The 25,908-nt window shown below is 74.4% G+C and carries 28 protein-coding genes; 13 read left to right on the forward strand and 15 right to left on the reverse strand.

The window, feature by feature from the left end; genetic code table 11:
* Position 1: 1 nt before the first annotated feature.
* Entirely contained in the window at positions 2 to 661 is a 660-nt protein-coding gene (locus CCO04_RS07365; RefSeq protein WP_215813461.1) for a FadR/GntR family transcriptional regulator, read from the reverse strand.
* A gap of 46 nt (positions 662 to 707) precedes the next feature.
* Here CCO04_RS07365 and CCO04_RS07370 point away from each other — a divergent pair, with 46 nt between their 5' ends.
* Positions 708 to 1,934, forward strand: a complete 1,227-nt coding sequence (locus CCO04_RS07370) for an MFS transporter (RefSeq protein ID WP_215813462.1) — start codon at positions 708 to 710, stop codon at positions 1,932 to 1,934.
* Here CCO04_RS07370 and CCO04_RS07375 read toward each other — a convergent pair.
* A complete protein-coding gene (locus CCO04_RS07375) occupies positions 1,909 to 3,252 on the reverse strand; it encodes a PLP-dependent aminotransferase family protein (RefSeq protein ID WP_215813463.1) in 1,344 nt (447 codons plus the stop codon). The genes CCO04_RS07370 and CCO04_RS07375 overlap by 26 nt on opposite strands.
* A gap of 69 nt (positions 3,253 to 3,321) precedes the next feature.
* On the opposite strand from CCO04_RS07375, the gene CCO04_RS07380 reads away from it, so the two are divergent.
* The 3 genes from CCO04_RS07380 to CCO04_RS07390 all read left to right on the forward strand — a co-directional run bounded on the left by CCO04_RS07380 (position 3,322) and on the right by CCO04_RS07390 (position 5,321).
* Positions 3,322 to 4,002 (forward strand): pyridoxamine 5'-phosphate oxidase family protein, encoded by a 681-nt coding sequence (locus CCO04_RS07380; RefSeq protein ID WP_215813464.1) that lies wholly within the window; start codon positions 3,322 to 3,324, stop codon positions 4,000 to 4,002.
* Positions 4,003 to 4,303: 301 nt separating this feature from the next.
* A complete protein-coding gene (locus CCO04_RS07385) occupies positions 4,304 to 4,603 on the forward strand; it encodes a hypothetical protein (RefSeq protein WP_215813465.1) in 300 nt (99 codons plus the stop codon).
* A gap of 1 nt (position 4,604) precedes the next feature.
* The gene (locus tag CCO04_RS07390) at positions 4,605 to 5,321 is read left to right on the forward strand and encodes a hypothetical protein (RefSeq protein WP_215813466.1); all 717 of its coding nucleotides are present in this window, start codon (positions 4,605 to 4,607) and stop codon (positions 5,319 to 5,321) included.
* Here CCO04_RS07390 and CCO04_RS07395 read toward each other — a convergent pair.
* Positions 5,307 to 5,957 carry a response regulator transcription factor gene (locus tag CCO04_RS07395; RefSeq protein ID WP_215813467.1) on the reverse strand — a complete coding sequence of 217 codons (651 nt, stop codon included), beginning with the start codon at positions 5,955 to 5,957 and terminating at the stop codon, positions 5,307 to 5,309. The two genes, CCO04_RS07390 and CCO04_RS07395, sit on opposite strands and share 15 nt — an antisense overlap.
* The gene (locus tag CCO04_RS07400; RefSeq protein WP_215813468.1) at positions 5,954 to 7,072 is read right to left on the reverse strand and encodes a sensor histidine kinase; all 1,119 of its coding nucleotides are present in this window, start codon (positions 7,070 to 7,072) and stop codon (positions 5,954 to 5,956) included. The genes CCO04_RS07395 and CCO04_RS07400 overlap by 4 nt, the downstream gene beginning before the upstream one ends.
* A 130-nt stretch (positions 7,073 to 7,202) precedes the next feature.
* Between CCO04_RS07400 and CCO04_RS07405 the strand changes: the two genes are divergently transcribed.
* Together CCO04_RS07405 and CCO04_RS07410 are read left to right on the forward strand one after the other, a co-directional pair.
* Positions 7,203 to 8,099, forward strand: a complete 897-nt coding sequence (locus tag CCO04_RS07405; RefSeq protein WP_215813469.1) for an ABC transporter ATP-binding protein — start codon at positions 7,203 to 7,205, stop codon at positions 8,097 to 8,099.
* A complete protein-coding gene (locus CCO04_RS07410) occupies positions 8,096 to 8,956 on the forward strand; it encodes an ABC transporter permease subunit (RefSeq protein WP_215813470.1) in 861 nt (286 codons plus the stop codon). Before CCO04_RS07405 ends, CCO04_RS07410 begins: the two co-directional genes overlap by 4 nt.
* Before the next feature lie 41 nt (positions 8,957 to 8,997).
* Here CCO04_RS07410 and CCO04_RS07415 read toward each other — a convergent pair whose 3' ends face one another.
* On the reverse strand, positions 8,998 to 9,480 hold the full coding sequence (locus CCO04_RS07415) for a GNAT family N-acetyltransferase (protein ID WP_215813471.1): 483 nt from the start codon (positions 9,478 to 9,480) through the stop codon (positions 8,998 to 9,000).
* Between the two features lie 109 nt (positions 9,481 to 9,589).
* Here CCO04_RS07415 and serC point away from each other — a divergent pair, with 109 nt between their 5' ends.
* Both serC and CCO04_RS07425 read left to right on the forward strand, forming a co-directional pair.
* Positions 9,590 to 10,708 (forward strand): phosphoserine transaminase, encoded by a 1,119-nt coding sequence (gene serC / locus CCO04_RS07420; protein WP_215813472.1) that lies wholly within the window; start codon positions 9,590 to 9,592, stop codon positions 10,706 to 10,708.
* A 104-nt stretch (positions 10,709 to 10,812) separates the two neighbouring features.
* Positions 10,813 to 11,367, forward strand: coding sequence for a class I SAM-dependent methyltransferase (locus tag CCO04_RS07425; protein ID WP_256448456.1), 555 nt, complete (start codon positions 10,813 to 10,815; stop codon positions 11,365 to 11,367).
* On the opposite strand, the gene CCO04_RS07430 is transcribed toward CCO04_RS07425, so the two are convergent.
* The gene (locus CCO04_RS07430) at positions 11,358 to 11,624 is read right to left on the reverse strand and encodes a hypothetical protein (RefSeq protein WP_215813473.1); all 267 of its coding nucleotides are present in this window, start codon (positions 11,622 to 11,624) and stop codon (positions 11,358 to 11,360) included. The two genes, CCO04_RS07425 and CCO04_RS07430, sit on opposite strands and share 10 nt — an antisense overlap.
* A gap of 114 nt (positions 11,625 to 11,738) precedes the next feature.
* Positions 11,739 to 12,230: a macro domain-containing protein gene (locus tag CCO04_RS07435; RefSeq protein ID WP_215813474.1), complete on the reverse strand. Its 492-nt coding sequence runs from the start codon at positions 12,228 to 12,230 to the stop codon at positions 11,739 to 11,741.
* A 35-nt stretch (positions 12,231 to 12,265) separates the two neighbouring features.
* Between CCO04_RS07435 and CCO04_RS07440 the strand changes: the two genes are divergently transcribed.
* Positions 12,266 to 12,919, forward strand: a complete 654-nt coding sequence (locus CCO04_RS07440; RefSeq protein ID WP_215813475.1) for a DUF1345 domain-containing protein — start codon at positions 12,266 to 12,268, stop codon at positions 12,917 to 12,919.
* A gap of 7 nt (positions 12,920 to 12,926) precedes the next feature.
* Here CCO04_RS07440 and CCO04_RS07445 read toward each other — a convergent pair whose 3' ends face one another.
* The 8 genes from CCO04_RS07445 to CCO04_RS07480 form a co-directional block, all read right to left on the reverse strand.
* Positions 12,927 to 13,232, reverse strand: a complete 306-nt coding sequence (locus tag CCO04_RS07445) for a DUF1905 domain-containing protein (RefSeq protein WP_308281146.1) — start codon at positions 13,230 to 13,232, stop codon at positions 12,927 to 12,929.
* A gap of 28 nt (positions 13,233 to 13,260) precedes the next feature.
* On the reverse strand, positions 13,261 to 14,214 hold the full coding sequence (locus CCO04_RS07450) for a DNA topoisomerase IB (RefSeq protein WP_215813477.1): 954 nt from the start codon (positions 14,212 to 14,214) through the stop codon (positions 13,261 to 13,263).
* A gap of 1 nt (position 14,215) precedes the next feature.
* Positions 14,216 to 15,169, reverse strand: a complete 954-nt coding sequence (locus tag CCO04_RS07455) for a hypothetical protein (RefSeq protein ID WP_215813478.1) — start codon at positions 15,167 to 15,169, stop codon at positions 14,216 to 14,218.
* A 5-nt stretch (positions 15,170 to 15,174) separates the two neighbouring features.
* Positions 15,175 to 16,377 (reverse strand): SAM-dependent methyltransferase, encoded by a 1,203-nt coding sequence (locus CCO04_RS07460; RefSeq protein ID WP_215813479.1) that lies wholly within the window; start codon positions 16,375 to 16,377, stop codon positions 15,175 to 15,177.
* 102 nt (positions 16,378 to 16,479) lie between these two features.
* On the reverse strand, positions 16,480 to 17,766 hold the full coding sequence (locus CCO04_RS07465) for a hydroxyacid-oxoacid transhydrogenase (protein WP_215813480.1): 1,287 nt from the start codon (positions 17,764 to 17,766) through the stop codon (positions 16,480 to 16,482).
* Entirely contained in the window at positions 17,763 to 18,647 is an 885-nt protein-coding gene (locus tag CCO04_RS07470) for an NUDIX domain-containing protein (protein ID WP_215813481.1), read from the reverse strand. Before CCO04_RS07470 ends, CCO04_RS07465 begins: the two co-directional genes overlap by 4 nt.
* A gap of 198 nt (positions 18,648 to 18,845) precedes the next feature.
* Positions 18,846 to 19,418 (reverse strand): hypothetical protein, encoded by a 573-nt coding sequence (locus tag CCO04_RS07475; protein WP_215813482.1) that lies wholly within the window; start codon positions 19,416 to 19,418, stop codon positions 18,846 to 18,848.
* 61 nt (positions 19,419 to 19,479) lie between these two features.
* Entirely contained in the window at positions 19,480 to 20,724 is a 1,245-nt protein-coding gene (locus CCO04_RS07480) for a geranylgeranyl reductase family protein (RefSeq protein ID WP_215813483.1), read from the reverse strand.
* Between the two features lie 147 nt (positions 20,725 to 20,871).
* Here CCO04_RS07480 and CCO04_RS29680 point away from each other — a divergent pair, with 147 nt between their 5' ends.
* The 4 genes from CCO04_RS29680 to CCO04_RS07500 are packed head-to-tail and all read left to right on the forward strand — an operon-like array spanning position 20,872 to position 25,805.
* A complete protein-coding gene (locus tag CCO04_RS29680; protein ID WP_215813484.1) occupies positions 20,872 to 22,860 on the forward strand; it encodes an ATP-binding protein in 1,989 nt (662 codons plus the stop codon).
* A complete protein-coding gene (locus CCO04_RS07490) occupies positions 22,857 to 23,573 on the forward strand; it encodes a response regulator transcription factor (protein ID WP_257753733.1) in 717 nt (238 codons plus the stop codon). The genes CCO04_RS29680 and CCO04_RS07490 overlap by 4 nt, the downstream gene beginning before the upstream one ends.
* Positions 23,574 to 23,607: 34 nt before the next feature.
* Positions 23,608 to 24,324: a hypothetical protein gene (locus CCO04_RS07495; RefSeq protein ID WP_215813485.1), complete on the forward strand. Its 717-nt coding sequence runs from the start codon at positions 23,608 to 23,610 to the stop codon at positions 24,322 to 24,324.
* On the forward strand, positions 24,321 to 25,805 hold the full coding sequence (locus CCO04_RS07500) for a hypothetical protein (RefSeq protein ID WP_215813486.1): 1,485 nt from the start codon (positions 24,321 to 24,323) through the stop codon (positions 25,803 to 25,805). The genes CCO04_RS07495 and CCO04_RS07500 overlap by 4 nt, the downstream gene beginning before the upstream one ends.
* Positions 25,806 to 25,908: the final 103 nt, after the last annotated feature.

The raw sequence follows: 25,908 nt of genomic DNA on the forward strand, positions 1-25,908 counted from the left end.
GTCAGCGCGCGACGTGGTCGAGCAGCTCGGCCCCGGCGGCGGCCGCGGCGACCGGGTCGCCGGCCCGGACGGCGTCGAGCACCGCGTCGTGCTCGGCGGCCAGGACGTCGGTGGCCGAGCCGGGCTCGTCGATGCTGGCGCGCAGGGTCTCGACCAGGCCGTCGTACAGCTCGGCGAGCAGCGGGTTGTGCGCCGCCGCGACGACGGCGACGTGGAAGTCGACGTCCGCGGTGATGAACGCCTCGCCGTCACCGCTCTCGAGGGCGGCGTGGCGACGCTCCATGACCGCGTCGAGGACCGCCAGGTCCTCGGCCGTACGGCGCTCGGCCGCCAGCGCCGCGGCCCGCACCTCGATCGCGTGGCGCACCTCCAGCAGGTGCTCGAGGTCGACCCGGTCGACCTGGCGGCGCATGAGTGCCTGCATCTCGGTCGTCGCGGCCACGTAGGTGCCGTCGCCGCGCCGCACGTGCAGGATCCCGAGGTGCGCGAGCGCCTTGACCGCCTCGCGGACGGTGTTGCGGCTGACCCCCAGCGCGGCGGCGAGCGCGGGCTCGGGCGGGATGCGCGTACCGACGGTCCACTCGCCGCTCGCGAGCAGCGTGCGCATGCCGTCGATGGCCTGGTCCACGAGGGAGGCCGGGGTAGCCGGGCTCAGCGGCATGGACTTCCTTTCATCCGATCATCCGATGTCTGGCTAGAATAGCCGCATGTCCGCCGCCACCCACGCCTCGTCGTCGTCCGCAGCCTCCCCCTCGGCCCCGGGCGCGGCAACGGTACGGGGGCGCGCGGGCATCGGTCTCATCGTCGCCGTCCTGCTCGTGGCGTTCAACCTGCGGCTGGCGATCACCAGCCTCGGGGCGCTCCTGGACCAGCTCAACGACGCCGGCGTCTCCGGCGCCACCCTGGGCGTGCTCACCTCGTTGCCGGTGCTCTGCTTCGCGCTCGTCGGCGCGACGGCGATGGTCGTCACCCGCTGGATCGGCGTCGACCGCGGGCTCGAGGGCGCGCTCGTCCTGCTCACCCTGGGCCTGGTGCTCCGGGTGCTCGACGGCACCCCCGCGCTGCTGGCCGGCACCGCCGTCGCGACCGCCGGCATCGCGCTCGCCAACGTGCTCATCCCCGCCATCGTCAAGGAGCACTTCCCCGACCGGGTCGGCGTGATGACGGGTGCCTACACGGCGATCCTCTCGCTCGGCTCGGCGGTCGGCGCCGCGACCACGGTGCCGATCGCGGACGCCGCGGGCAGCTGGCGCGTCGGCCTCGGCGTCTGGGCGCTGGTTGCCGTGACCGCGGCGATCGCGTGGGCGCCGTACTGCCGCCGGCGCGACCCGGCCCGCTCGACCGTGCGCGGTGCCGCCCTGTGGCGCAACCCGACGGCGTGGGCCGTGACGATCCTCTTCGGCACCCAGTCGCTCTACGCCTACGTGATGATGAGCTGGCTCCCGAGCCTGTACGCCGACGCCGGGTTCAGCGACGCCAAGGCCGGCCTGCTGCTGGCGCTGAGCATCGCCGTCGGCGTCCCGTTCTTCTTCCTCGCCCCGAGCGTGGCCGGCCGGATGCGCCACCAGGGCCACCTCGTCCTGCTGCTCACCCTCCTGACCGTGGCCGGCTGGGCCGGGCTCTGGGTCGCCCCCCACGACGGCGCCTGGGCCTGGGCCGTGCTGCTCGGTGCCGGCGGCGCGGTCTTCCCGGTGACCCTGTCGTTCTTCGCGATGCGGACCACCTCGACCGCCGACACCGCGTCGCTGTCGACGATGGCCCAGAGCATCGGCTACCTGCTCGCCGCCGGTGGCCCGCTGCTCGTCGGGATCCTGCACCACAGCTCGGGCGGCTGGGCGCTGCCGTGCGCACTGCTCGTCGGCCTCGGCCTCGTGCAGGCCAGCGCCGGCTACCTCGCCGGGCGACCGGTCAAGATCGGCCAGCCGGCGAGCTGAGCGCTCCGGCCAGCACCGCCAACGCCTCGTCGAGCTCGGCGTCGGTCGGCCCGCCGAACCCGACGAGCAGCCCGCTGAGCGTGGCCGAGCGGCAGTAGTCGCGCAGCAGGTTGACCCGGAACCCGGCCTCCTCGGCGGCGTCCCGCGCTCGGACCGCCGCTGCGTGCGGGAGCAGCCAGCTGCTGTACATGCCGGCGATCGGCCCCGCCAGCTCGGCGTACGGCGACAGCGCGGCCACCACGCGCGGCGCCCGCTCCGCATAGACCCGGCGCGCCGAGCGGACCACCGCGTCGACGTAGCCGTCGCGCAGCAGGGTCACCAGCGCCCGCTGGACCGGCCAGGGCGGGACGTCGTGGGTGACGGCGCGGTGGGCGTCGTACCGGTCGAGGAGGCGGTCGGGCACGACCGACCAGCCGAGCCGCAGCGACGGCAGGATCGCCTTGGACGCGGTGCCCAGGTAGGCGACCTGCTCCCGGTCGAGCGAGGCGAGCGCGGGCACCGGGGCGACGTCGTAGCGGAACTCGGAGTCGTAGTCGTCCTCGACGACGAGCGTGCCGTCGCGCCGTGCGGTGGCGAGGAGGGTGAGCCGGTCGGCCGCCGGCATCACCCGGCCCAGCGGGTGCTGGTGGGCGGGTGTCACGTAGGCCGCGACGCAGCCGTGCAGGTCGGTGACCGGGTCGAGCGCGGGCAGGTCGCGCACGGACCGGCCCGACTCCAGCACGGTCGCGACGCCCGCGCGGTAGCCCGGGTCCTCGACCGCGACCGGACCGGAGGGCAGCACCGCCAGGAGGTTGCGCAGCCCGGCGCCCGTGCCGCCGGTGATCCGCACCAGGTCGGCGTCGACGACCACCCCGCGGGTGCGGCCGAGCCGCTCGGCGAGCAGTGCGCGCAGCTCGGGCAGGCCGCGCGCGTCGTCGTACCCGCGGGGCGGGGTGGCGACCGAGACCTCGCGCCAGGCCCGGCGCCAGACCGCCTGGTGCCGCGGGTCGATCCACGGCGTTCCGGCGTCGAGCATGACCAGGTCCCGCTCCCGGGTGGCCGGACGACGGCGCGGCGGCGCCGCGGGACGCCCGGCCGTGCCGTCCGCGACCCAGGTCCCGGCACCGTGGCGGGCCTCGAGCCAGCCCTCGGCCAGCAGCTGGTCGAAGGCCTGCTCGACGACCGACCGGGAGACCGCCAGGTCCGCCGCGAGCCGGCGGGTGGCCGGCATCCGGTCGCCGCCGACGAGCGCACCGTCGAGCACGAGGTGGCGGACCTGGTCGGCGAGCTGGGTGCCGAGCGGACGCGGGTCGGCGCGGTCGAGACGGAGCGGCAGCATGGAGTGGCCTGTCGATGTGGGTAGGAAGTGGCCCGTGCTTGCAGGCCACTCGTCGCCCACGATAGTCCCATGACCACGGCGCCGACCCTCCCGATGGAGCCCACCGACCGCACGCGCATCAACCGCGGCCGCAACCGCGCGATCGACGACCGCGCCGCGCTGCTCGCCTTCCTCGACGACGCCTACGTCGCCCACCTCGGCGTGACCGTGGGCGACCACCCGCTGGTGCTGCCGACGGCCTACGCCGTCGACCCCGAGGGGCCCGACGAGGGCGGCACGCTCTACGTCCACGGCTCGGTCGCGGCGGGCTGGCTGCGGAGGTCGGGCGGCGCCACGGTCTGCGTGACGGTCACCGAGCTCGACGGCCTGGTCGCCGGCCGCTCCTCGTTCCACCACTCGATGAACTACCGCTCCGCGGTGGTGATCGGCGCGGCCCGCGTGGTCGAGGACCCCGACGAGCGGCTGCACGCGCTCGACCTCATCGTCGACCACATGATCCCCGGGCGCGCGGCGACCCTGCGCCCCAGCACGCGCAAGGAGCTCGCGGCGACCGCGGTGCTCGCCGTACCGCTGCACGAGGCGTCGATGAAGGTGCGCGCCGGCGGCCCCGTGGACGAGCCGGACGACATCGCGGACGGCGTGTGGGGCGGGCACATCCCGCTGACCCGGGTGCTCGGACCGGCGGTGCCGGCCGAGGACAACCTGCCGGGCCTGGACGTGCCGGCCGACGTCCGCTCAGCCGCGCCGTAGCCCCGACTCGGGCCGCCGATCGCCGATTTGCGCACGGAACCCGTCGAACCGTGGTCGGCGGCCCGGCGCCGGCCTACCGTCCTGGCACCCCACTGAGCGAAGGGATGCACATGGCAGCCGATCCGGCACGACACCGGCCCTGGCCTCTCGCCCGGGCGCTCGCCGGCACGCTGGCGACGGGTGGCCCACTGACTGGGGCGGGGAGTACGGGGAATTCAACCCGGACCGAGGGGCGCACACCTTCAGCTTCCACGACGCCGAACCCCCGGTCGCGGCGCTCAGGACCCGGATGATCGCAGCGATGGACTACCTTGCCGCGTCGACTGATGCCGCCACCTTCGAGATGGTCCCGTGCGACACCAGCTCGGCCGCAGGTCAGACCGACGTCGTCTGGCGTGGGGCAACCGTCACGGTCAACGGCAGAGAGGCCATCGGCCTCACCGAGTGCCGGCGCCGGTTCGACAACGGACTGTGCGATCGCTACCGCGTGACCGTGAACGGCAGTCTGGTCCGTTCCCACTACGGCGCCGACGACAACCGCAACCGCCAGTACCGCAAGACGGCTTGCCACGAGCTCGGGCACATCGACGATTGGTTCTGACATGGCCCCACTCCACGCCTCTCGTGCCAGGCTCACAGTCGCGACCGCCACCACCGCCGTCACGGCGGTACTCACGCTGACCGGCTGCGGCACCGAGAGCGGCCGAGCCGCCGACCAGCGAGACTCGGCCGAGGTCTCCGCCGCACCGGCCACCACGCCTCCCTCGCCCACCGCCGACTGCCGTCCCGTCGATGTCGGCGCCCTGCGGGCCGGCGGTGCCTACGACTACGAGCCGCGCACCCCCGCTCAGGCTCTGGCCGAGTCCGACCTGGTGGTCGTCGCCACCCTGGTCCGCATCGTCGACGGCTTCGAGCAGCGTGACGACGGCGATCGCGTCCCGTACCTGATCGCCGAGCTCTCGATCACCGAGCGCATCGGCGGCCGTCACCCAGCAGCGGTTCCCGACGACCTGCTGCGCATGCCGATCCCCCAAGGCTCGATCAGCGTCGAGTCGGGCGAGCCGTCGTTCGACCTCGAACGCTTCCGCAGCGCACTCCCGGCAGGAACCCGGATGCTGCTGTTCGTCAACGACGCGACCGCCGAGTACGACAGCCCGCCGCCGACACTCCCCGAGGGCACGCGCCTCTACGACGGGCGGCCCGACGGCGTCCTCGTCGACAACTGCGGGGTGCTGGTCGGCGGTCACGACGACCTCATGGGCGCGTGGCGATCCCACCGCACCCTTGGTGACCTCCGCGCCGACCTAGCCGCGCCGTAGCCCCGACTCGATCGCGAACACCACCAGCTGGGCGCGGTCGCGGGCGGCGAGCTTGACCATCGCCCGGCTGACGTGGGTGCGCACGGTGTCCGGGCTGACCACGAGCGCGGCGGCGATCTCGGCGTTGGACATGCCGGTCGCGACCCAGCCGAGGATCTCGCGCTCGCGCTCGGTCAGGTCGCCCAGCCGCGGGTGGGTCTGCGTGGGACGCCGGGCGCCGAAGTGCTCGATGACCGTGCGGGTCACCGAGGGCGCGAGCAGCGAGCCGCCGTCGGCGACCACGCGGACGGCGTCGAGGATCGCGGTCGGCTCGGCGTCCTTGAGCAGGAAGCCGCTGGCGCCGTTGCGCAGCGCCTCGAAGACGTACTCGTCGAGCTCGAAGGTCGTCAGCATCACCACCCTCACCTCGGCGAGGTCCGGGTCGAGGGCGACGGCGGCGAGCAGCTCGAGGCCGTCCATCGTGGGCATCCGGACGTCGCAGAGCACCACGTCGGGCCGGGTACGGCGCAGCAGCGCCAGCCCCTCGCGCCCGTCGGCCGCCTCGCCCGCGAGGGTGAGGTCGGGCTCGGCGTCCACGAGGGCGGCCAGGCCCATCCGGACCAGCGGCTGGTCGTCGACCAGGGCGACCCGGATCACCGCGGCTGCTCCGGGACCTCGACCACGACGGCGAACCCGCCGTGGGGCCGCGGGCCGACCCGCAGCGTGCCGCCCGCAGCGGCCACCCGCGCGCGCATCCCGCTGATGCCCATGCCCTCATCCTGCACGTCGCCGCCGCGTCCGTCGTCGCGCACGGTCAGCACGGCGTTGCCGCCGACCGAGGACCACGCGATCCACGCGGTGTCGGCCGAGGCGTGGCGCAGCACGTTGGTGAGCGCCTCCTGCACCACGGCGTACGCCGCTTCGCCGGCCTCGCGCGTGAGCGACCCCGGCGCCCCGGTCACCTCGACCCGGAGGCCCGCGGCCCGGACCCGCTCGACGAGCGCCTCGATGTCGTCGACGCCTGGCGCGGGACGCCGCGGCGCGGGCTCGCCCGCGATGACGGCGAGCTCGGCGCGCAGCGCGTCGAGCGACTCCCTACTGGCCGCCCGGATCGCCTCCAGGCTGGCCCGCACCTTGGCCTCGTCGCGCCCGAGCACGTGGAGCGCGACCCCGGCCTGCATGGCGATCACGGCCAGCCCGTGGCCGACACCGTCGTGCAGGTCCTGCGCCATCCGCAGCCGCTCCTCGGTCGCGGTCCGCTCGACCCGCTCGGCGCGCGCCTCGAACCGGTTGCGCGTCGCGGTCGCGACCGCACCGGCGGCCAGGACCACGCCCGCCATGCCGATCGCCTGCCACAGGCTCTTGTGCGGCTCGTCGGCGTGCCACTCCCAGCGCGCGGCCAGGCCGGCGGCCATCAGCGTCACGCCGCCGAGCGCGCCCGGCAGCCAGCCCGCGAGCGGCACGGCCGCCCCGGCCAGGAAGGTCACCGTCGGCAGGGCCAGGAAGACCGGGCCGTCGGCGAAGCCCAGCGCGAAGTAGATCCCGCACAGCGCCCCCGACGCCGCCAGCGCGAGCCCCGCCGTCCGGGGCGGCAGCGGCGGCAGCACGGCCGGCACCGTCGCCGCCACGACGAGGAGCACCGCCAGCACGACGGGGTGCCGGTCGTTCGCGGCGTTGGAGGCCGCCGTGCCGAGGAACACGATGACGAGCACCGCCCACGGCCACCACGCACGGTGGGCACGGGTCAGCTCCGCCACACTCGGATGGGTCATGAGCCGAGGCTAGAGCGCCCCGCCAGCCCGCGCGTACGACGACAGGCGCCCGCGGCGTACGCAGAACTGCGTATCCCCGGGCCTCCGCCGAGCGGACGCGCCGGCGCCCGCGAGCCGCGACGGTGGAGCCATGAACCCCAACGCACCGGTGGCCACCACCGAGAACCTCACGAAGGTCTACGGCGACCGCGTCGCCGTCGACAAGGTGACCATGACCGTGCGCCGTGGCGAGGTCTACGGCTTCCTCGGCCCCAACGGGGCGGGCAAGACGACCACGCTGCGGATGCTGCTCGGCCTGATCCGCCCCACCTCCGGCACCGCGTACGCCGACCCCTCGGTCGGCGCGCTCATCGAGGGACCGGGCTTCCACCCCTACCTGTCGGGCCGCGCCAACCTGCGCGTGCTCGCCCGGCACCGCGGCCTGAGCGACGCCGAGGTCGAGCGGGTGCTCGGCCGGGTCGACCTCGCCGGGCGCGGCGACGACAAGTTCAAGGGCTACTCGCTCGGCATGAAGCAGCGCCTCGGCGTCGCGGCGGCGCTGATGGGCGACCCCGAGCTGATCATCCTCGACGAGCCCACCAACGGCCTCGACCCGGCCGGCATGGCGGACATGCGCGCCCTGGTCGTCGACCTGGCCCGCGAGGGCCGCACCGTGCTGCTGTCGAGCCACCTCCTCGCCGAGGTGCAGGAGATCTGCCACCGGGTCGGCGTCATCAACGACGGCCGGCTGCTGCGCGAGTCCACCGTGGCCGAGCTGCGCGGCGGGGTCTCGCTGCGGGTGCGCGCCACCCCCGAGCCGGAGGCGCTCGCGGTCGCGATGCGCCTGGCCGGCGACGACGGCGTACGCCGGGAGACCGACGGCGCGCTGCTGCTGTCGCTCCCCGCCGACCGCGCCCCCGACGTCACCCGCGCGCTCGTCGCCGCGGGCGCCGACGTCCACGAGATCACGGCTGCCGAGCGCAGCCTCGAGGAGGTCTTCTTCGAGATGACTGCCACCCACCAGCCGCACCAGGAGGTATCGGCATGAGCACCCTGACCGCCGCCACGCGCAGCACGCGCGCGGAGCTGATGCGGCTGCGGGCCTGGCCCGCCGTGTGGATCACGCTGGGCGCCTGGCTGGTGCTGAGCATCATGTTCGGCTACCTGTTCACCTACCTGTCCTACACGAGCGGCGACGCGAGCTTCGCCGACGAGGGCACCACCCAGGCCGAGCAGCTCGCCCGGATGCTGCCGGACGCCGTGCCCAACGTCTTCCTCCAGGGCATGCCCATGTTCGGCGGAGCGCTGATGATGGTGCTCGGCGCGCTGGTGGCCGGCAACGGCTACGGCTGGGGCACCTGGAAGACGCTGTTCGCCCAGGGCGTGCGGCGTACCCCCGCGCTGCTGGGCTCGGTCACCGCACTGACCGCGGTCGTGCTCGCCACCCTCGTCGTCACCATCGGCCTCGACCTCGGCATCTCGCTGGTCATCACCGCCAGCGAGAGCCAGGACATCGTGATGCCGTCGTTCGGCTCGGTCGCCGAGGCCTTCGGCGCCGGCTTCCTGGTGCTGGAGATGTGGGCGCTGCTGGGCTTCCTGCTCGGGACGCTCGCCCGCGGCCCGGCCCTCTCGGTCGGCCTCGGCCTGGTCTGGGCGCTGGTGGTGGAGAACCTCCTGCGCGGCGTCGGCCAGCTCCTCGGCTGGGTCGAGAACCTCACCGAGGTGCTGCCCGGGACCTCCGCCGGGTCGCTCATCGGCTCGATCGTCGGGGTCGGCGCCGGGGACGGTACGCCGGGCGTCCTCGACACCGTGCCCGGCGGCCGGGCGGCGATCACCGTCGGGATCTACCTCGTGCTCGCCGTGGTCGCCAGCATCGTGCTGGTCCGGCGCCGCGACGTCGCCTGAGCCCGCCGGCGAGCGGGCGAGCCGGCGTCCGGCGGCCGGGTTCAGCCGATGCGCTTGCCGAAGCAGCGCGAGAGCGGCGCGTCCTTGTAGAAGCCGAAGCCGGGGATCTCCGCATAGCCCTCGCTGCGGTAGAGCGCGATCGCCTCGGGCTGGAGCAGCCCGGTCTCCAGCACCACCAGGTCGTGCCCGGCCTGGACCGCCCGGTCCTCGAGCGCGGCGAGGACCTGGCGGGCCAGGCCCCGGCCGCGGCGCTCGGGCACGACGAACATCCGCTTGACCTCGACCGCACTGGTGCCGCCGAGAACCCGCACCGGCGAGCGGCGCCAGGCGCCCGTCGCGACCGGGTCGGGGCCGTCGTACCCGACGAGGAAGAGACCCTCGGGAGGGTCGAACAGGGTCGGGTCGACGGGGCTCTCGTCGGGTGAGCCGTAGCGCTCGACGTACTCCTGCTGGACGCGGGCGACGAGCGCCACGGCGTCGGCGTGGAGGTAGCCGACCGGGCGCAGGTCGAAGAGCGTGTTCATGGCGGGCCTAGCGATTTCGAGCGGGTGTGACGGGCCTGTCAGACTAGAGCCATCTCTGACAGCGTCGTCAGCCTGTCCCTCCCGCACTCTGCGATGAGAAGGTTCCACCGTGACTGACGCGATCGTGATCCCCGCCGACCTCAAGCCCGCCGACGGCCGTTTCGGCGCGGGCCCCTCGAAGATCCAGACCAGCCACCTCGACGCGCTCGCCGCGACCGGTGACGCCCTCATGGGCACCTCGCACCGCCAGGCGCCGGTCAAGAACGTCGTGGGCCGGGTCCGCGAGGGCCTCGCCGCCCTCTTCGAGCTCCCCGAGGGCTACGAGGTCGTGCTCGGCAACGGCGGCGCCACCGCCTTCTGGGACATCGCCACGTTCGGCCTGATCGAGCAGAAGTCGCAGCACCTCGCCTTCGGTGAGTTCTCGGCCAAGTTCGCCAAGGCCGCCGAGCTCGCCCCCTGGCTCGACACCCCCTCGGTCATCAAGAGCGACCCGGGCACCCGCCCCGAGGCCGTCGCCGAGGAGGGCGTCGACGTCTACGCCTGGGCCCACAACGAGACCTCGACCGCCGTCATGGCCCCCGTCGTCCGCCCGGCCGGCACCGACGGCGCCCTGGTCCTCGTCGACGCCACCTCGGGCGCCGGCGGTCTCCCGGTCGACCTGACCGAGACCGACGTCTACTACTTCGCTCCCCAGAAGTGCTTCGCCTCGGACGGCGGTCTCTGGATCGCCACCTTCTCCCCCGCCGCCCTCGAGCGCGCGGCCCGCATCGGCGCCTCGGACCGGCACATCCCGGCCTTCTTCGACCTGCCGACCGCCATCGACAACTCGGCCAAGAACCAGACCTACAACACCCCGTCGGTCGCCACCCTCTTCCTCATGGCCGAGCAGCTCGACTGGATGAACGCCCAGGGCGGCCTCAAGGCCATGGTCGAGCGGACCACGGCCTCCTCGGACGCGCTCTACGGCTGGGCCGAGCGGACGTCGTACACGACTCCCTACGTGGCCGACCCCGCCCACCGCTCGCTGGTCATCGGCACCATCGACTTCGACGAGTCGATCGACGCCGCCGCGATCGCCAAGGTGCTGCGCGCCAACGGCATCGTCGACACCGAGCCCTACCGCAAGCTCGGGCGCAACCAGCTCCGGATCGCGATGTACCCGGCGATCGACGCGGCGGACGTCGAGGCGCTCACGGCGTCGATCGACTATGTCATCGGGGCGCTCTGACGGACACGCGAGAGGGCGCGACGCAGGCGTTCTACGACACCGTCGCGGACGACTACGCCGACCTGATCCCCGACCTGCGCTACGAGCGGCCACTGGAGCGGGGGCTGCTCGACGAGCTCGTCGCGGCGCTGCCGGCGTCCACGGCGCCCGTGCTCGACGCCGGGTGCGGCACCGGGCGGATGCTCGGGCACCTGGCCCCCCAGGGCGTCGTACCGCTCGCGGGGGTCGACCTGTCCCCCGCGATGCTCGCCCACGCGCGGCTCCGGCACCCCGGCACACCGCTCGCAGTGGCCGACCTCGGCGCCCTGCCCCTCGCGCCGGCGTCGGTCCGCGGCGTCCTGTGCTGGTACGCCGTCATCCACAGCACGCCGGCCGAGGTCGCGACGATCGTCGACGAGCTCGCCCGGGTGCTCGTCCCGGACGGCCCCGTGCTGCTGGGCTTCCAGGCCGGGCGGGGCGAGCGGGTCGTCGACGGCACGGCATATCGCCAGGACGCCACCCTGCACGGGGTGCTGCACGAGCCCGAGGACGTCGCCGGGCTGCTGGGCGAGCGGGGCTTCAGCGTCCTCGCCACCGCACGACGTACGGCGGGCAGAGGCGAGCGCCACGACCAGGGCTTCGTCCTCGCCCGGCGCCACGGAGAGCCGGCTCAGGCGTAGACGTCCACCTGCGGCGCCCCGAGCGCGACCATCAGGTCGCGCCGGCTCGTGCCGGTGACGGCGCCGGGGGTGCTCAGCGCCGTGGCGACCGTGCGCTGCAGGTCGCGGTGCTCGGAGAAGTGCCGCAGCGCGGCGTCGCGCCACTCGTCGACGGCCGGGCCGGCGTCGGGACGGACCGGGCGGGAGCGGAGCAGCCAGCCTGCGCACAGCAGCGCGAAGGCGGCCAGCAGGACCGCGGTGGTGAGCTCCAGCGGCATGATCGGCTCCTCTCGGACGGGGTCGGTGGTGATGTGCCTGACCAACGACCTTCCGCCGAGCGGGTGACGACCGCATCCCCAAAATAGGGACCGGGTCCCGACGGGGCGACCCCGTCAGAGGCGCCCCACGACCAGCTCGTACGCCGGCCCGCCGAACGCCACGATCCGGGCCACCTCGACCTGCGTGGGCGTCGCCCGCAGCGTCTCCAGGGCGGCGTCGACGGCGTCCTCCTTGGGCCAGCCGTAGGCGCCCGCGCTGATGAGCGGGAACGCGATGGACCGGGCCCCGAGCTCGTCGGCGACCTCCAGCGCCCGGCGGTAGCACGAGGTCAGCAGGGTGCGGTCGGTCTCGCCGGCGGTGCGGTCGGGGCCGACCACGTGGATCACCCAACGCGCGCTCATCTGGCCGGCCGTCGTCCAGCCCGCGTCCCCGGTCGCCAGACCATCCGGGAAGCGGCGGCGGCAGTCCTCCAGCACCTCGGGCCCACCGACCCGGTGGATCGCCCCGTCGACCCCGGCGCCACCGCGCATCGCCCGGTTGGCGGCGTTGACCACCGCGTCGACGTCCTGCTGGGTGATGTCTCCCTCGACGACCTCGATCCGCATGGCCTCGAGCCTGCCAGGTCCGCGAGACTGGGGCCATGGCACGCCCTCGCCGGCTCGACCCGGACTCGGTCTCCGCCCTCGGCTGGGGCGTCCAGCTGCTGCTGTCGCTGCTGGGCGTGGCCGCGCTGTTCGACGAATCGCTGACCCTGCTGTGGATCTGGTGCGGCGTCGGTACGGCGTACGTCGCGCTCGCGGTCGTCTCGCTCGCCCTCTACGCCCGCCGCGACCCCGCCGCCCCCGTACCGGCCGAGGAGCTGCACCACCCCCACGGCCTGCGCGGCGTGCTCACCTTCGTGCTGACCGTCGTACCGGTGGTGATCGGGGTGGTCGCCGCGATGATCATCGTGGGCTTCCGCGACGACCGCTACGTCGGCTCGTTCGTCCGCCTCCCCGGCGTCTGGGCGATGCTGCTGGCGTGGGTGCTCCTGCACTGGGGCTTCGCCCAGCTCTACGCCGCCCGGTCCCAGGAGGCCCGCCCCGGGCGAGTCCTCGACTTCCCGGGTACGCCGCACCCGACGCTGGTCGACCACGTGTACTTCGGGTTCACCATCGGCACCACGTTCGCCGCGTCCGACGTGAACGTCCTCTCGACCCGGACCCGCTGGCTGGTCACCGTGCACTCGGTGCTGAGCTTCTTCCTCAACGCGCTCATCATCGTGCTGGCGTTCAACACGATCACCAACGGCTAGGACACGCTCACACCGTCCGGACCCGCACCCGACAGGACGCGCCCTCGGCCAGTCCCTCCGCGATGCGCACGGCCTTCTTGACCGGCAGCACGAAGGTCTTCTCCTCCGCGCTCGGGAACACCGACGTACGCCAGGTGCTCCCCCCGACGCTGACCTCGACCCGCACGCTGCCGAACCCCTTGCGCGGCCCGGTCTCGTCCTCGATCGCGTCGGCGACGTCGAACGGCAGGCTGACGAAGAACCAGGACCCGCTCGTCTCCTCGTCGCGGGCCTGCCAGCGCCACAGCGCGGCGGTGAACTCGTGCTCGATCACGCGCCGATCGTGCCACCGGCCGCCGACATCAGCGAGCCGCCAGCAGCCGGAGGGTGGCGCGCTCCACGTCACCCCCACGCCGTACGGCGGCCCGGATCGTGCGCCCCTCGGCATAGGCGTCCACCACCCGCGGGTCCACGTACGACGACCGCGCCAGCGCCGGGGTGTTGCCCAGGAAGTCGGCGACCTCGCGCATCGCCGCGGCCACCGCCCGCTTGCGGGCGGTGCGGCTCGCGTCGGGGCCGGGCGCCTCGGCGAGCGCGGCCGCGGCCAGCACGGTCGCGTGCCAGGTCCGGAAGTCCTTGGCCGTGACGTCGAGGCCGCTGACCTCGCGCACGTAGGCGTTGACGTCGTCCGCGCCCACGTCGAGCAGCCGCCGGTCCTTGCGCCTGCGCCGGCGCCGCCGGTCGAGCGCGGCGACCGCGACCTCGTCGTCGATCTCGACGTGGTGCTCGATGCCGGACTTGCCGGTGAACGCGAAGACGAGCGTCTCGCCGCGGCGCCGGACGTGGTCACGCTCGAGCGTGGTCAGCCCGAACGAGCCGTTCTCGGCCGCGTAGACGTCGTTGCCGATCCGGAAGCAGCCCAGGTCGATCAGCCGGACCGCCAGCGCGCAGGTCGCCGTCGGCCCCAGGTCGTCCTCGGCCAGGTCGGCCGCCACGCGTTCCCGGATCCGCGGCAGTCGCCGGCCGAGCGCGACGACGCGTTCGTGCTTCTCCGCGGACCGGCGGGCCACCCAGGCCGGGTGGTAGAGGTACTGGCGGCGGCCGGCGTCGTCGGTGCCGACGGCCTGGAGGTGCCCGTTGCCGGCCGGACAGATCCAGACGTCGGTCCAGGCCGGGGGGATCACCAGGTCTCGGCAGCGCTGGACGTCCGCGTCCGGGAGCCGCTCACCCTCGGCGTCGACGTAGACGAAGCCGCGCCCGGCCCGGCGCCGGGTCCAGCCCGGCTCTTCGGGCGAGGTACGGCGCAGGCGGGGCACGTCAGCCTCGCCGGCGTGCCAGCGCCACGAACGTCCCCAGCGCGACGACCAGCCCACCACCGAGCGCCGCCCACGGCCACCACACGGCCTGGGCCTCGGGGTCCCTGTCGGTCGCCGGGCCGTCGGTTCCCGCAGGCTCCCCGGGCTCCCCTGGCGCCGCCGCCTCGAACGGCAGGTCGACGCGCAGCACCTCGGCGCCGACGCCCTCCGAGCTCAGCAGCACCTGTCCGTCGGCGGCGACCGCGATCCCCTCGCCCTGCTTCTGGGCGGGCAGGTCGAAGCGGCCGACCCGCTCCAGCTCCGGCCACGTGTAGACGACCGCCTGGCCGTAGTTGCGCAGCACGACGTGCTCACCGTCGGGGAAGAAGGCGCCGTCGGTCGCGATGCCGAGCACCTCCTTGACCGGCTCGAGGCGGTTGGGGCCGTCGGGGTCGAGCTTCGCGGGGGCGGCGTAGAGGCGGCCGATGAACTCCTTGACCACGACGTAGAGCCGCCCGGTCGCCGGGTCGCTCAGCAGCGTCTCGGCGTCGTGGGCACCGTCCGGGTACACCAGCTCGTACGTCGGCGCGGTCACGGTCCGCTCACCCCGGCCGTAGGGCACCCGGGACACGGTCACGTGGTCGCGGGTGGCGGTGTTGTCGCCGATGTCCCCGACCCACACCTCGTCCGGGCCGGCCGGTGCCAGCGCCTCGATGTCGCGGGCTTCGCCCTGCCACTGGGTGACGCCGACGGTCTTGCCGGTGGTCAGGTCGACGGTGAAGATCCGGTTGCTGTCGCCGGAGTCGTTGACCGTCACGACCACGCCGTCGCCGGCGACCAGGCCGCTGGACTCGTCGATCGCGGGGTCCTGGAAGGCGACGACGGGCGTACCCGGCACCGGTTCGACCGCAGCACCGGGGCTGAGCAGGCCGACCGCGAAGGGCACCGGCAGCAGCAGGAAGAGGAGCTTCTCCACGCGGCTCACCGCCCGGCCAGCAGCTCCCCGAGCCGCGGGTGCACACCCCACGCGGCGACGAGGTCGTCGTACTCACGGGTGTCGGCGGCGGTTCCGGTCCGGACCGCGCGGAGCAGGGTGTTGCGCGGGGTGTGCTGGCTGTCGACGAACTCGATCACGTCGACCCGGTACCCCTCGCGCCGCAGGAGCAACGCGCGCAGCGCGTCGGTGAGCGTGTCCGCGAACCGCTCGCGCAGGATGCCGTCGCGCACCAGCGACCCGTACGGCACCGGGGCGGGCGCCGCGCGCAGCTGGGCCGCGATGTCGTGGTGGCAGCAGGGGGCGGCGAGCACGAGCGGCGCCGTCCAGGCCACCGCGCGGGCCAGGGCGTCGTCGGTGGCGGTGTCGCAGGCGTGGAGCGCGAGGACGACGTCGGGCGGCTCGGGCAGCGCGGCCTCGCCGATGGTGCCGGCCACGAAGGTCGCCTCGATGCCGAGCTCGCGCGCGACCGCGTTGTTGTGGTCGCGCGACTGCTCCTTGACGTCGACGCCGGTCAACCGCACCGGCAGCCCGCGCCGCTCGCTGAGGAAGCGCTGGGCGGCGAACGTCAGGTAGCCGTTGCCGCAGCCGAGGTCGACCACGCGCAGCGGGTCGTCGGCGGTGGGCTTGCGGAGCTGGCCCTTGGCGATCGCGTCGGCGACGGTGTGGTCGAGGATGCGCAGGAAGTCCTCGACCTGGCGGTACTTCGCGCGCCGCGTGGGCTTGATCCGGCCCTGGGCGTCGGAGAGGCCGAGGACGACGAGCAGCGGGTCGTCCTCGGGCAGCAGCCGGTCCTTGGCCCGGTCGTGGCTGCGGTCGGGAGCCTGCTCGTCGGCGGCGCGGGCCGTCGTGTGCACGGCCGCGGCGCCCTTCTTGGTGATCCGCAGGCTGAGCTGGCGCTCGGGCGTCTCGACGGTCCAGTTGCCGAACGGCTCGGCGAGCAGCGCGTCGACGGCCTCCTCGGCCGGGCCGCCGCGGGCGTGGTTGGCGGTGTGGGCCTGCGTGGCGTCGTACCGGACGACCTGGAGGTGGCGCCCGGCCTTGAGGTCGACCCAGCGCAGCTCGACCCGGCGCCACGGCGGCGTCGCGGTACGCCGGCGGCCCGAGGCGACCGCCCGCACCAGCCGGTCGTCGGCCAGGAGGTCCGAGCGGACCTGCGCGAGCCCCTCGTCCAGCGCCAGGGTGCTCATCGCACCAGCGCGGCGACGACGACGATCAGGAGCAGCGCCACCAGCGCGGCCGGGATGATCAGACGACGGTGGCGAGGATTCACCCGACGATGGTAGTCGGTGTCACCAGTGCTCCAGCGAGGCGCCGATGATCAGCGCGAGGTCGTCGCCGGTCACCTCCTTGGGCGCGGTCGCGAGGAGACGCTGCTGCTGGAGCGCGCCGTCGACCAGCGCGCCGACGTCACCGGCGCCGTACCCGACCTCGGCGAGGCCGTTGGGGATGCCGATGTCGCGCATCAGGCGCGCCACCACGTCGGGCAGCAGGCCCGGCCCGTCGGCGCCCGGCGCCGCCGGGTCGAGCAGCCGCGCCGCGCGCAGGTGCCGCTCGGGTGCGGCGTCGAAGGTGAACCGGAACGCCTCCGGCGCGGTCAGCGCGACCGCCATGCCGTGGGGCACCATCGCCTCGTGCTGCGGGTAGTCGGCCGGCCGGAAGTCCTGGACCCGTCCCGCCACCGGGTAGGCGTTGGCGTGCGGGATGTGCACCCCCGCGTTGCCGAAGCCGAGCCCGGCGAAGGTCGCCGCGAGCGCCATCTGCTCGGCCGCCTCGCTGTCCTCGCGCCCCTCGCGCGCATCCCGTACGGCGGCCCGGAAGGCCGTCGCGAGCAGGCCCAGCGCCCGCTCCGACCACAGGTCCGCGATCGGGTTCGAGCCGCAGTAGGGCACCCGCTGCTCGGGCTGCTTGGCCGCGAAGTCGCCGTACCAGCGGGCGGTGTAGCTCTCCAGCGCGTGGCACAGGATGTCCATGCCGGCCGCGGCGAGGACGCCCGGCGGCTGGGTCGCGCTGAGGCTCGGGTCGACGACGGCGAGGCGCGGGCGCAGGGCCGCGTGGCTGATCCCCGTCTTCACCTTGAGCGCGAGGACGTCCATCACGCAGATCGTCGTCGACTCCGCACCGGTGCCCGTCGTGGTCGGGACCGCCACCAGCGGCAGCACCGGCTGCTCGGGCGCCCGGGCCTTGCCGATGGGCGCGTTGACGTAGTCCATGAGCTCGCCGGGGTTGGTCACCAGCAGCGCGACAGCCTTGGCGGTGTCGATCGACGAGCCGCCGCCCACCGCCACCACCGCGTCGAACGGACCCTCGGCCCGGGCGAACGCCACCGCCTCCTCGAGCGAGGCGTCGGTGGGCTCGACCCGGGTCCGGTCGAAGACGACGACCTCGAGGTCCCGGGCCCGCAGGCCCTCGGCGACCCGCTCCGGGTGACCGGCGGCGGCCACCCCGGGATCGGTGACCAGCAGGACCCGGCGGGCGCCCCAGCCCCGGACGTCGTACCCGATCTCGGTGGCGGCGCCCCGCCCGAACTTCAGCGCGGGCGCGGCGTAGGTGAAGACGGTCTCGGTGCTGGTGCTCACCCGGCGACAGTATCGCCGGCGGTCTCGATGGCCGCGCGCACCGAGCCGTAGACCTTGAGCCGGCCGGCCGCGATGTCGGCGAGCGGCACCCAGGCGACGCCGTCCGTCGTACCGCCCTCCTCGACGACGCGGGGCTCGCCCGGCCCGACCTCGGCGCGGTAGATCACGCCGATGGCGTGGAAGTCCTCGGCCCGGCCGTTGGGCGCGGTCCCAGTGAAGTGGTGGTCGAGCACGGTCAGCAGGCTGGTCGCCTCACCCTCCAGCCCGCACTCCTCCCACAGCTCGCGCCGGATGGTGTCGGTCGGCGCCTCGCCGTGGTCGATGCCGCCGCCCGGCAGGTGCCAGGTGCCCGGGTCGGGCGCGAGGTCGGAGGTGCGGGTGAGCAGGATCGCGCCGTCGCGGACGACGTACGCATAGGCGGCGGTGCGCTGCCGCTGCCGGATCCGGTACGACGCGAGGGCGTCCGCCACCAGGCTCACCGTCGGCACCGTCCCGTCGAGCACCTCCGCGACCGGCTTCCACGCCGCCTCCGCCGTCGACCCGTCGACCTCGGTCACGTGCGGCTCGGGCGCATCGGCCGCCACCCAGCCCTCGTACACGATCCGCACCGAGTGCGCATCGACCCGTCGCCCGCGCCGCCACGAGTCGGCGACGTGGAGCGAGTAGACGTGGGCGGTCTCGTCGATCTGGGCATCGAGCCCGGTCTCCTCGTAGACCTCGCGCACGACCGCGTCGCGCGGGTCCTCGCCGTGGTCGACGCCGCCGCCGGGCAGGGACCACAGCTCCTTGCGGGTGACGCGCTCGGAGAGGCGGGAGAGGAGGATCTGGTCGCCGCGGATGATGACGGCGTACGCCGCCAGTCGCTGCACCCGCTGCCCCATCACCGTCTCCTGTCGTCCTCCTCCACCCTAGGGGGTGCGTACCCGCGGAGGATCGGCACCGTCAGGCCACAGGCTGCAAAGTCCGGTTGTCGAACCGCCCTCGTCGAGGCATACTGGTCAACGTCTCCGCTTCGCGAAGCGGACGAAAGTGAGCCTGGGGAGTTCCCGCTGGTCGGGGTCCCGGGCTCGCGGCCTTTTTCAGGTTCCGGAACCGGGCGTGTGCTGGACCTCGACGCCCCCGAGCAATGGCGCATAGGCCGGGTGTTCCCCGGAGCGTCCGGCGCTGAACGCTCCGGCGACGACGTCCGGGATCCACAGCAGCGGTTCCTGCGGACCGGCGACGTGGTGCAGGCGCAGGTCGGAGCGGACGATCCGCGCGGAGCGCATGACGCTGAGCAGCTCCATGTCGCCGGCGTTCTGCCTCGCCTGACGTGCCTCGAGCGTCACGCTCCCGACCTCGTGGGCGGAGTCGAGGATCCAGAGGAGGTGCTCGAGACACTTCCGGCGCCGACGCTCACTCGGCTCGCCACGGCAGTCGTCCCGCACGACCAGCAGGTGCTTCACCGGCAGGCCTGCGACCAGCCTCGCCAACGGCGGCCGCTCGGCCGGGAGCCGATCGTGCCAGTGCACCTTGCGCTCACCACGTCGCCGGGCGCGGACCAAGGTCGTGCGCACACCGTCCGCGTCGTCAGCACCGACGAGCGCGCACCCGAGCAGGTAGGTCTCCCCGCTGCTCGGCTCGGACTCGTCGACGTACGCGCTGACGCTCATGGTCGGGGGATCGTCGCACGGCAACGCCGGCGGATCCTCCGCTCATCCACAGCCCTCGCGCTCAGGAGAACGGCGGCCGGGCGTCCTTCGCCAACGAACGCTTCCCCGCCCACCGCCACACCCGCGCGGCCCGGTCCCGGTCCTCGTCGGTGACCAGGTTGCCCATCCACCGCAGCGCGAGCGTCATCAGCAGGTCCGAGCGCATCCCGACCGGCCCGAGCGCGGGCAGCAGCCGGGGCACGGTGACCAGGCCGGCCAGGCGCCGGGCGATCGAGAACGACTCGCCGTAGTGGTCGCGCAGGAGCTGGGGCCAGACCACGCCGAGGTCGGCGTCGGGGTCGGTGGCGAGGAGCTCGGCGATGACCCGGCCGGTCTCGAGGCCGTAGTCGATGCCCTCGCCGTTGAGCGGGTTGACGCAGGCGGCGGCGTCGCCGATGAGGGCCCAGTTGCGGCCGGCGACGTGGGAGACGGCGCCGCCCATCGGGAGCAGGGCGGACGTCGGCGCGCGCAGCTCGTCGCCGAGGCCGAACTCGGTGCGCAGGCGGTCGGCGTAGAGCTTCATGAGGGGCTTGATCGCGACGTCGGCGGGGCGCTTCGCCGTGGCGAGGGTGCCGGCGCCGAGGTTGACCTCGCCGCTGTCCTTGCCGAGGGGGAAGATCCAGCCGTAGCCGGAGAGGATCTCGTCCTGCTCGCCGCGCAGCTCGAGGTGCGAGCTGATCCACGGGTCGTCGGCGCGCGTGGAGGTGACGTACGAGCGTCCGGCGACGCCGTAGACGGTGTCGCGGTGCCACTCGCGGCCGAGGACCTTGCCCAGCGGCGACCGTACGCCGTCGGCCACGACCAGCCGCTTGCACGCGATGACGCGCCCGTCCTTGAGCACGACCCCGGTGACGCGCTCCCCCTCCATCCGTACGTCGACCGCGCGGGCGCCGTCGAGCCCCGTCGCGCCCGCCTTGAGGGCGGTGGTGCGCAGGTGGTCGTCGAGCTCGGTGCGGGCCACGGCGCTGCCCCAGTCGGGCAGGTTGCCGCCGGGCCAGGGCAGGTGCAGGGTCTGGCCGAAGCCGTGGGCACGCAGTCCCTGGCTGACCGTGTGGGCGCGTACCCAGTCGCGCAGGCCGAGGCGCTCGAGCTCGCCGATGGCGCGCGGGGTGAGCCCGTCGCCGCAGGTCTTGTCGCGCGGGAAGACCGCCGCATCGGCCAGGATCACGTCGAGCCCGGCGCGGGCGGCCCAGGCGGCCGCGGCGGAGCCGGCCGGGCCGGCGCCGACGACGAGGACGTCGGTGCTCAGCGGGGTGCTCGCGCTCATCCCCCGATTGTGTCAGGGCGCCCACCCGGGGACCGCGACGGCCCGGATGTCGAGGACTCCGAACCCGTCCCCTCGGGCCGTCGGACCCGCGATGATGGCTCCGTGCCGGTGCCGCGACCCTCCGCGCCCCGAGGACGTGTCCTCGGGGTGCCCGAGCGCGCCGCGGTGGTCCTCGCCGTCGCGCAGGCGCTGCTGGCGGGCGCGACGGTCGTCGCGCTGCTGGCGACCGCGCACGTCGCGGACCCGTCGTACGAGGTGCGCCGCGAGCTCGCTCCCCTCGACGTGGTGATGAGCCTGCTCTACGCCCCGCTGGGCGCCCTGATCGTGGTGCGCAGCCGGCACGCGGTCGGCTGGGCGTTCCTCGTCGTCGGCTGGGGGTACGCCGTCACCGCCGCCGGCATCGCGTGGACGGTGGTCGGCGTCGCCCACCCGCCGCTGCCCGGCACCGACTGGGCCGCTCCCCTGCTCCTCACCGGCTGGACGACGGCGACCCTGGTCTCGCTGCTCGTCGTGCCCTTCCTGCTCACCCCCGGCCCGCCCCGCGGCTGGGCCCGCCGGTTCGCGATCGGGGGCGGGGCGGTCGTGGTGGTGGCGACGGTGGTCCGGCTGCTCGTCCAGGTCCGCGACGCCCCGCCGCACCCGCTCACCGGCGGCGGCGCCCTCTCCGACCTCGCGTACGACGTCGACGGCGCCCTCATCCCCGGCTACTTCCTGCTCGGCCTGGGCGTCGTCGTCTGGATCGGCTACCGGCTGCGCACCGGCGACGCCGAGCAGCGCCGCGGGCTGTCGTGGCTGCTGCTCTCGCTGCTGACGGTCGCGGTCGCCTACATGGTCTTCGAGATCGGCGTCAGCATCGACGGTCCGTGGTTCCCCGCGGGGACGGCGCTGCTGACGACGGCCGAGGTGATGCTGGTCGGCGCGGTGCTCGTGCTGATCCGGCGCCAGCCGTCGTGGCGGGTGGACCTGGCGATCTCGCGCACCCTGGTCGGCATCCTGCTCACGACCTCCCTCGTCGCGGCGTACGTCGTCGCGGTGTGGGCGCTCGGCATGATCACCCCGATGGGGGCAGAGTCGACCGGCCTGGTCGTCGTGGCCGCGCTCGCGCTGGCCGTGCTGCCGCTGCGGGACTGGCTCCAGGGCCAGGTGGAGCGGCTCGTGTTCGGCTCCGGCGCGGACCCGTCGGCGCTGCTGGAGCGGGTCGCCCAGGCGCTCGACGCGGGCGACGCCGACAGCCCCCAGCTGACCGGTCTGGTCGACGCGCTCCGCCGCGCGCTGCGCCTGGCCCGCATCGAGGTCCGCCTGTACGACGTCCCGGTCGCGGTCTCCGGCCGCCCCGAGCCCGACGACGCCGAGCGCGCCCTGGCGCTGCCGCTGCACCCCCGCGGCCGCGAGGTCGGCACCTTGACCGTGGTGCCGCCGCGCGGGGAGCGGCTCGACCCGCGCACCGTGCGCCTGCTGCGCCAGATCTCCGGGCTGGTCGCGGTCGCGGCCCAGCTCGACGACGCCAATCGGGCCGTCGAGGAGGCCCGGGCCCGGGTGGTCGAGGTGCGCCACGAGGAGCGCCGGCTGCTGCGCCGCGAGCTGCACGACGGCCTCGGTCCCGCCCTGTCCGGGACGGCGCTCGCGTTGGCCGCGGTGCCCACCACCTCCTCGCTCAACGCCGACGACACCGTGCTGCTGCGCCGCCTGGCCGAGGAGCTCAGCCGCCGCGCGGACGACGTACGGCAGATGGCGCGGGTGCTGCTGCCCCCGGTCCTCGACGAGGGCCGGCTCGGGGCCGCGCTCGACCTGCTCGCGGACCGGTACTCGATGTCCCGCTTCTCGGTCGCCGTCGACGCCCCGCACGCCGACCGGCTCGACGGCATCCACCAGATCGTCGTCTACCAGGTCGCGGCCGAGGCGGTGCGCAACGCCGCCCGGCACGCGGGCGCCCGGCACTGCCGGATCCGGCTGGACCTGCCGCCCGACGGCGGCGTCCGGCTCGAGGTCCGCGACGACGGCCGGGGCATCGACGACACGGCCGTCCCGGGCGTCGGGACGGCCTCCATGCGCGAACGCGCCGCCGAGCTGGGCGGCACCGTCGAGGTCGCCGGAGGCGACGGAAGGGGGACCTCGGTGGTCATGCTGCTGCCGTGAACGGGGACGAGCCGATCCGGGTGCTGGTCGTCGACGACCATCCCGTGTTCCGGATCGGGATGAGCGCGCTGCTGCGCTCGCTGCCGGACGTCGAGGTGGTCGGCGAGGCCGCGGACCGGGACGAGGCGCTCACCCTGGCCGACGCCCACGCCCCGCACGTGGTCCTCATGGACCTCGACCTCGGGGACGACTCGGGCGTCGAGACCACCCGCGAGCTGTGCCGTCGCGACCCGACGCTGGGGGTCCTGGTGATCACCATGTTCGGCGACGACGACTCGCTGTTCGCCTCGATCCGGGCGGGAGCGCGTGGCTTCCTGCTCAAGGGCGCCTCGCCGGCCGAGGTGGAGCGGGCGGTCCGCTCGGTGGCCAACGGCGACTTCATGCTGGGGCCCCAGCTGGCCCAGCGCGGCGCGCTGTACCTGTCGGGGGCGCGCACCCGGGGCGCCGTACCGTTCCCGGAGCTGACCGACCGCGAGCGCGAGGTCGTCGACCTCGTCGCCCGGGGGTACGACAACGCGACCATCGCCCGCCGCCTCGTGCTGAGCACCAAGACCGTGCGCAACTACGTCTACGGCGTGCTGGCCAAGCTCGACGTACCCGACCGGGGGCAGCTCATCGTGCGCGCCCGGGAGTCCGGGCTCGGCGCCGACGACGAGGAGTCCGACGAGACGGCCCGGGCCGGTGGCCCGGAAGGTCGTGACGGGCTGACCTGACGCCCGGGTCACCGGGCAGCCGAGGCTCGGTGCCATGAACGAGACCCCTCTCTCCCCGTCCCCGCTGGCGCCACCGAGCTCCGAGCCCGCTCCCTCCGGCGGCGGCTTCACCGCCTGGCCGCTGCTCATCTCGCTGTGCGGCGTGCTCGGCATCGTCGCGCTCTTCCTCGAGGGTCGCCCCGACAACAGCAGCGACTTCGACTACCCGGTCACCGCCGAGGACGTCCTCGGCGTCGACTACCTGCCCTACCGGATCTCCGGTGCCGTCGGCTACATCCTGGTGATCGTCCTGCTGATCACCGCGGCGGTCTGGCGGCACCGGGTCGAGCGCCGCTTCCCCGGCTCCGTGGGTGCCACCGTCGTCGGCTACGGCGTGCTGGCGACTGCCGGCATCACCGCGCTGGCGTACGGCTGGCGCGGCGCGCTCGGCAACTACCTGCCGAAGGCGATGGAGGAGAACACCTACGACGCCGAGGGTCTCTACAACTACTTCGTGATGACGGACTTCAGCCCCTACATCGCGTTCGTGCCGCTCCTCGCGTCGGCGTACGCGCTGGCCTGGATGGCCTTCCGCGAGCGCCTCGTCTCCCGCGGCCTCGGCGCCGGCGCCGGCCTCGTCGCCACCGCCCTGCTCGGCGCCGTGCTCGCCCTCGGTGTCCCCGGCCTCCCGGCCCTGATCATGCTGGCCCTCATCGTGGCCGGGATCTGGCTCGCCGTCGGCCGCAGCCCGATCACCGCGAGCCGGCCGTGAGGTGCCGCGCGATCGCGGCCGGGCTGATCGCGGCCGCCGCCGCGGCGGCCGCGGCCGGGACCGCCGCGCCCGCCAAGGCCGAGCCGCCCCCAGGTGGGGAGACCGGCCCGGACCGCACCCCGCCGGTCATCCACATCGACATCCCCGGCGGCGCCGTCGACGGCTGGTACCGCGAGCCGGTCGAGGTCAGGGTCACCGCGACCGACAGCTGGGGCATCGCTGACCTCGAGTTCACGCTCACCGGAGCACACACGGACTCCGGCGCGGCGCCGGGCAGCACCGGCTTCCGGCGGGTGATCGAGAACCAGGGCGTCTCCACCCTGAACATCGTGGCCACCGACGGTGTCGGCAACCAGGCTGTCCGCGAGTACGGGATCGGCATCGACCTGAGTGACCCGACCGTCGCCTTCGCCGGTCCGGCCACCGACGGGCGGGTCATCCGCCAGGGCGACTCCGCGACGCTGACGTTCTCCTGCGCCGACGTACCGACCCACGTCACGGACTGCTACGGCCGGGTCGGGGACGAGCCGTTCCACTCCGGCGAGGCGGTCCCGACCGCGAACCGCGGCCCCCAGGCCGTCACGGTGACCGCCGTCGACGCGGTCGGCCGTTGGGTCGAGCGCCAGTTCACCTACACCGTCGCCGAGCCGCAGCTCAAGATCAACGGCCGCCCGAGCATCTCGGGCAACCCCGGGACGGTCCGGGTCGGGGACACCCTCGCGGCGACCGGCGGCACCTTCACCCCCGCCGCCACCCACCTCGAGTACCGCTGGAAGGTCGGCGACCGGGCTCCCGTCAGCGGACAGACCTACGTCGTCACCCCCGACGACCTCGGCAAGCGGATCCAGCTCTCGGTGGTCGGCAGCCGCGCCGAGCACGCCCCCACCACCGCCGAGGCGACGAATGACGTCCCCGTGGTCACCGGTACCTACCTGGTCACCGGCAACCCGACGGTCACCGGCACCGCCCGGGAGGGCGGCCTGCTCCGGATCGCCGAGCCGGCGATCACCCCGGCCCCGCGCGGCCGCGACAACCTGTGGACCATCGCCGGCGCCGAGGTCGAGACCGACAGCCCGGTGCTCCCGCTGACCTCCGCCCACGTCGGAAAGCGGGTGAGCTGCGTGCAGCGGTACACCGGTCCGGGCTTCGCCGACCTGACCGTCCCGTGCCGCTTCGCCGGCGGCGCGTCCTCCGTGGTCGTCACCGGCAACGCCTGGACCGTCCGCGCCCCCGCCCGTCTGGCCGGCAAGGCCAAGGTCGGCAAGAAGCTGCGCGCCGTCGCCCCGGCGCTCTCGGGCCGGGCGGACCGCTACGCCTACCAGTGGCTGCGCAACGGCAAGGTCATCAAGGGCGCGACCGCGGCGGCGTACCGCCCGCGTGCCAAGGACGTGAAGACCCGGATCAGCGTCCGGGTCACCGCGACCACCGCCCACCGACCGGCCACCGTGTCGGTCTCCCCGGCTCAGCGCGTACGGCGCTGACCCCAGGGGTCCCGGCCTGTGGGGGGCCGGGCCCCGTCCTCGAGAAAGGGGAAGGCCCTCCCGAGCACTGCTCGGGAGGGCCTTCGGCCGTGGTCGCACGCCC

The sequence above is a fragment of the Pimelobacter sp. 30-1 genome (assembly GCF_018831735.1).
Taxonomy (GTDB): domain Bacteria; phylum Actinomycetota; class Actinomycetes; order Propionibacteriales; family Nocardioidaceae; genus Nocardioides.